Annotated in this window: 5 protein-coding genes and 1 rRNA gene; 5 read left to right on the top strand and 1 reads right to left on the bottom strand. The window is 70.7% G+C overall.

Annotation, left to right across the window (positions count from 1 at the left end):
- The 5 genes from ABT367_RS40540 to ABT367_RS40560 all read left to right on the top strand — a co-directional run.
- Window positions 1-1,026 (top strand): glycerophosphoryl diester phosphodiesterase membrane domain-containing protein (locus tag ABT367_RS40540; RefSeq protein ID WP_352258887.1); only part of this gene is annotated, 1,026 nt, incomplete at its 5' end.
- A gap of 4 nt (window positions 1,027-1,030) precedes the next feature.
- Window positions 1,031-1,723 carry a DUF4129 domain-containing protein gene (locus ABT367_RS40545; protein WP_352258889.1) on the top strand — a complete coding sequence of 231 codons (693 nt, stop codon included), beginning with the start codon at window positions 1,031-1,033 and terminating at the stop codon, window positions 1,721-1,723.
- Entirely contained in the window at window positions 1,720-2,901 is a 1,182-nt protein-coding gene (locus ABT367_RS40550) for a DUF4350 domain-containing protein (protein ID WP_352258891.1), read from the top strand. The genes ABT367_RS40545 and ABT367_RS40550 overlap by 4 nt, the downstream gene beginning before the upstream one ends.
- Window positions 2,898-3,881 (top strand): AAA family ATPase, encoded by a 984-nt coding sequence (locus tag ABT367_RS40555; RefSeq protein ID WP_352258893.1) that lies wholly within the window; start codon window positions 2,898-2,900, stop codon window positions 3,879-3,881. The genes ABT367_RS40550 and ABT367_RS40555 overlap by 4 nt, the downstream gene beginning before the upstream one ends.
- Window positions 3,882-3,893: 12 nt before the next feature.
- Complete coding sequence (locus ABT367_RS40560; protein ID WP_352258895.1) at window positions 3,894-5,204, top strand: DUF58 domain-containing protein; 1,311 nt, start codon at window positions 3,894-3,896, stop codon at window positions 5,202-5,204.
- Between the two features lie 118 nt (window positions 5,205-5,322).
- On the opposite strand, the gene rrf is transcribed toward ABT367_RS40560, so the two are convergent.
- Window positions 5,323-5,410, bottom strand: a 5S ribosomal RNA gene (gene rrf, locus ABT367_RS40565); the annotation flags it as partial.

Raw genomic sequence — 5,410 nt, forward strand, 5'->3', positions numbered from 1 at the left:
CCCGGCTGGGGCGGCGGCTGGAACGCGCCGCCGGCGGCGGCCAAGCCCGGTGTCATCCCGCTCCGCCCGCTGGGCGTCGGCGAGATCCTCGACGGCGCGGTCTCCACGATGCGCGCGCACTGGCGCACCGTGCTCGGCATCTCCCTGACCGTGGCGGTGATCACCGAGATCGTGGCGATCCTGCTGCAGGGCTTCGTCCTGAACAGCGGCGCCAGCACGGAGGTCCTCGAGGACCCCAACGCCACCGCGAGTGAGCTGCTCAGCGCCACCGGCACCGTCATGCGCGACTCCGGCGTCCTGCTCCTGCTCTCGCTGCTCGCCACCTTCGTCGTGACGGCGCTGCTGACCATGGTCACCAGTCGTGCGGTGCTCGGTAAGTCGGTCACGATCGGCGAGGCATGGAGCGACGCCCGGCCTCAGGTGCCGCGTCTGCTCGGCCTGACCTTCCTGCTGCCGCTGATCGGAGCGGGCATCGTCGCGGTCGGGACGCTGCCGGGCATCCTCGTGGCCGTGGCCGGCTCCTCGGAAGGCGGCGCCACGCTTGCCGTCCTGGGCGGCCTCGCCGCGCTGGTCGTCGCGATCTGGCTCCTCGTCCGCTTCTCGCTCTCCTCGCCGGCCCTGATGCTGGAGAAGCAGACGATCCGCAAGTCCCTGTCCCGCTCGGCCAAGCTGGTGAACGGCTCCTGGTGGCGGGTCTTCGGCATTCAGCTGCTCGCCGCGATCCTCGTGAACATCGTGGTGTCGATCATCGTCATCCCGTTCTCCTTCCTGGCAGGTGCTCTGAGCGGCGAAGGCATCGGGGGCTTCCTCGAAGCCGGCGGCGACGCCGGCTGGACCTTCCTGATCATCACCGGCATCGGGTCGGTGGTCGGCTCGATGCTCGCGTTCCCGATCACCGCGGGCGTCAGCGTGCTGCTCTACATCGACCTGCGGATCCGTCGCGAGGCCCTCGACCTGGAGCTCGCCCGCGCGGCCGGTCTCCAGCAGTCGGGCCCCGGAACCTCCGGCCCGCAGCCCGGGAGCTGATGCGGTGATCGTGTCGGGGGGAGTCACGTACACAGCAGCACTGCGGCCGTTCACCGGTGAGGAACCGCCGGTGACGATCCCGCGCGATCCGGCCCGGGAGGCCGCCGAGCGCGAACTGTCCGACCCGCGGTACCACCAGAACGATCCGAGCCTGTTCGAGCGCATCCTGGATCGCCTCTGGGAGTGGATCAGCGACCTCTTCAGCGCCGCTTCAGGAGCCACCCCCGGTGGCGCGCTCGGCCTGCTCGTCATCCTCGTGTTCGTGCTGCTGCTCGTGGCCGCCCTCTGGTGGCGGCTCGGCACCCCCCGCCGCTCGCCCACCACGTCGGCCCGGTTGTTCGACAACGGCCCGCGCAGCGCGGCCGAGCACCGCGCCGCGGCCGAAGCCCATGCCGCGGCCCAGCGCTGGACCCAGGCAGTACAGGAGCGCATGCGCGCCGTCGTCCGCTCCCTCGAGGAACGTGCGCTCCTCGACGTACGCCCCGGCCGCACGGCCGACGAGGCCGCCGCGGAAGCCGGCCGCGCCCTGCCGGACCATACGGACCGACTGCGCGCGGCAGCCCGCACGTTCGACGACGTCACATACGGCGGCCGTACGGCGGACGAGTCCGCGTACCGGCGCCTGACGGAGCTGGACCGCGATCTCGAACAGACCCGGCCCGCCCTCAGCGGGGCCGCCCAGGGGGCCGTCGAATGACCGAGGCCACCCACGCCACCACCTCGGCCTCCCCCACCGCCCGCCAAGTGTGGACCCGCTCCCGCGGGCTGCTGCTCGCGCTCACCGTGCTGCTGATCGCCGGAGTCGTCATCGCCGCCGTCCAGTCGAACGAGCAGCACGGCCGACTCGACCCGCGCTCCTTCGACCCGACCGGCAGCCGAGCGGTCGCCGAACTTCTCGAGGACCGGGGCGTCGACACCCGCGTCGTCACCACGACCGACGCGGCAGCGCAAGCCGCAGGCCCGGACACCACCCTCTTGGTCGCCTCCCCCGACCTCCTCACGGAAAAACAGCAGACAGCACTGTACGAAGCGACGCACGACTCCGGCGGTCGCACCCTTCTGCTCTCGCCCGGCCCTGCCTCCGTCGACCGGCTCGCGCCCGGCGTGACGGCATCGATGCCGGGCGTGGATTCCGCGCTGCGGCCCGCCTGTTCGCTGCCGGAGGCCACCCGCGCCGGCGACGCGGACACGGGCGGCATGCGCTACACCACCGCGGCCGAACAGGCCACGTCCTGCTACCCGGAGGGCGGCGAGGCCACGCTGGTGCAGCTGCCCACCGGCGACGGCGAAACCGTGGTGCTCGGCGGCCCTCGCTTTCTCTACAACGATCTGCTCGACGACCGCGGCAACGCCTCGCTCGCCCTTCAACTCCTCGGTTCCCGCCCGCATCTGGTCTGGTACCTCCCCTCCCTGGGCGACGCGTCGGCCACCGACGGCGGCGACCGCAGCTTCTTCGACCTGATCCCTTCCGGCTGGCTCTGGGGCACACTCCAACTCGCTCTGGCGGCAGCCCTGGCCGCGCTCTGGCGCGCCCGCCGACTCGGCCCCCTCGTCCCGGAACGGCTGCCCGTAGCCATCCGCGCCTCCGAGGCCGTCGAAGGCAGAGCTCGCCTCTACCGCAAGGGCAATGCCCGCGACCGAGCCGCGAGCGCACTCCGCACGGCAGCCCTCACCCGTCTTGCTCCTCTCGTCGGTGTCCCGCCCTCCCACGCCCACAGCCCGGAGGAGATGCTCCCCGCGCTGTCCACCCAACTCCCCGACGGAGCCAGGGACCTGCACACGCTTCTCTTCGGCCCACCTCCTGGCGACGACGCCGCCCTGATCTCCCTCGCCGACCAACTCGACGCCCTCGAAAGAGAGGTACGCACTTCATGAGCGCCCCGATCTCCGACACCCCCGGGAACGCGGACCGCGCCCGCGCCTCCCTGGAGGCCCTGCGCGCCGAGATCGCGAAGGCCGTGGTCGGCCAGGACCCGGCGGTCACCGGCCTGGTGGTCGCCCTCCTGTGCCGCGGCCACGTCCTGCTCGAAGGCGTCCCCGGAGTCGCGAAGACCCTCCTCGTACGCGCCCTTGCCTCGGCCCTCGAACTCGACACCAAGCGCGTCCAGTTCACCCCCGACCTGATGCCCAGCGACGTCACCGGCTCGCTGGTCTACGACGCCCGTACGGCAGAGTTCTCCTTCCAGCCCGGCCCTGTCTTCACCAATCTCCTGCTCGCCGACGAGATCAACCGCACGCCTCCGAAAACCCAGTCCTCCCTCCTCGAGGCCATGGAGGAACGCCAGGTCACCGTCGACGGCACCCCCCGCGCACTCCCCGACCCGTTCCTCGTCGCCGCCACACAGAACCCGGTGGAGTACGAAGGCACTTACCCCCTCCCGGAAGCGCAGCTCGACCGCTTCCTCCTCAAACTCAACGTCCCCCTCCCTTCACGTCAGGACGAGATCGCCGTCCTCAACCGGCATGCGGAGGGCTTCAACCCCCGCGACCTCGCTGCGGCAGGCATCCGCCCCGTGGCCGGCCCGGACGATCTCGAGGCAGCCCGAGCCGCCGTGGCCAAGACAGCTGTCTCCCCCGAAATCACCGGCTACGTGGTGGACATCTGCCGTGCCACCCGCGAATCCCCGTCACTCACCCTTGGTGTCTCACCGCGAGGTGCGACCGCCCTGCTCTCCACCGCACGCGCCTGGGCCTGGCTCACCGGACGCGACTACGTCACGCCCGACGACGTCAAAGCCCTGGCCCTGCCCACCCTTCGGCACCGCATCCAACTCCGCCCGGAGGCAGAAATGGAAGGCGTCACTGCCGACTCCGTCATCACCGCGATCCTCGCCAACGTCCCCGTCCCCCGCTGAGGTCGAGGACCCATGGCACTCACCGGTCGGGCCGCCCTGCTCGCGGCCCTGGGCTCCGTCCCCGTAGGTCTGCTCGCCCCCAGCTGGACGGGCCTGATCGCGGTCAATTCACCCCTCGCAATCGCAATGATGTGCGACTACGCCCTCGCGGCGCCAGTGCGTTCGCTCCGTTTCACCCGATCTGGTGATACATCAGTTCGACTAGGTGACACCGCGGACGTCACGCTCACGGTCGAGAACCCGTCACGCCGCCCGCTGCGCGCCCAACTCCGCGACGCCTGGCCGCCGAGCAGCTGGACGCCCGGCACCGAGACCGCCGCGTCCCGCCATCGTGTCGACGCCCCTCCCGGCGAGCGCCGCCGCATCACGACCCGCCTCACCCCGACCCGACGCGGCGACCGCGAAGCGGAACGCATCACCATCCGCTCATACGGTCCCCTCGGACTCCTGAACCGTCAGGGCAGCCACAAGGTCCCCTGGACGGTCCGCGTCCTGCCGCCCTTCCACAGCCGCAAACACCTGCCGTCGAAACTGGCCCGGCTCCGTGAACTGGACGGCCGCACCAGCCTGTTGACGCGCGGCGAGGGCACCGAGTTCGACAGCCTCAGGGAGTATGTGCCCGGCGACGACACCCGTTCCATCGACTGGCGCGCCACCGCCCGTCAGTCGGCAGTGGCCGTCCGCACCTGGCGCCCCGAACGCGACCGCCGCATCCTCCTGGTCCTGGACACCGGCCGCACCTCGGCCGGCCGCGTCGGCGACGCACCCCGCCTGGACGCCGCCATGGACGCAGCCCTCCTCCTGGCAGCTCTCGCAACCCGAGCCGGCGACCGCGTGGACCTCCTCGCCTACGACCGACGCGTCCGCGCTCTTGTCCAGGGCAAAGCGGCAGGCGACATCCTCCCGTCGTTCGTGAACGCGCTGGCCACACTCGACCCGGAACTCGTCGAGACGGATTCCCGCGGCCTCGCCTCGACCACATTGAGTACGGCGCCCCGCCGCTCGCTGATCGTCCTCCTGACCAGCTTGGACGCAGCCCCCGTCGAGGAGGGCCTCCTCCCTGTACTCCCACGGCTGACGAAGGGCCACACCGTGCTTGTGGCCGCTGTGGCCGATCCCCGCATCCAGAAAATGGCCACCGCACGCGGCACCGTGGACGGCGTCTACGAAGCGGCATCCGCAGCCCAGGCCCAGGCGGAACGCCGCCGTACAGCGGAGAAGCTGACCCGTCATGGGGTCACGGTCGTAGACGCAGCTCCGGACGAGCTCGCCCCCGCTCTCGCAGACGCGTACCTCGCTCTCAAGGCCGCGGGCCGGCTTTGAGAGCGAGATGCCCCGCGCATTTCCATGAAGTCGCAAGGACACAATTCAAAGACTTCAAAAGACCCCGGAAAACAGGAAAACCCCCGAGTCGATGACTCGGGGGTTTTCTCTAAATTTAGTTCGGCGGCGTCCTACTCTCCCACAGGGTCCCCCCTGCAGTACCATCGGCGCTGTGAGGCTTAGCTTCCGGGTTCGGAATGTAACCG

The organism is Streptomyces mesophilus (assembly GCF_040300965.1).
Lineage (GTDB): Bacteria > Actinomycetota > Actinomycetes > Streptomycetales > Streptomycetaceae > Streptomyces > Streptomyces mesophilus_A.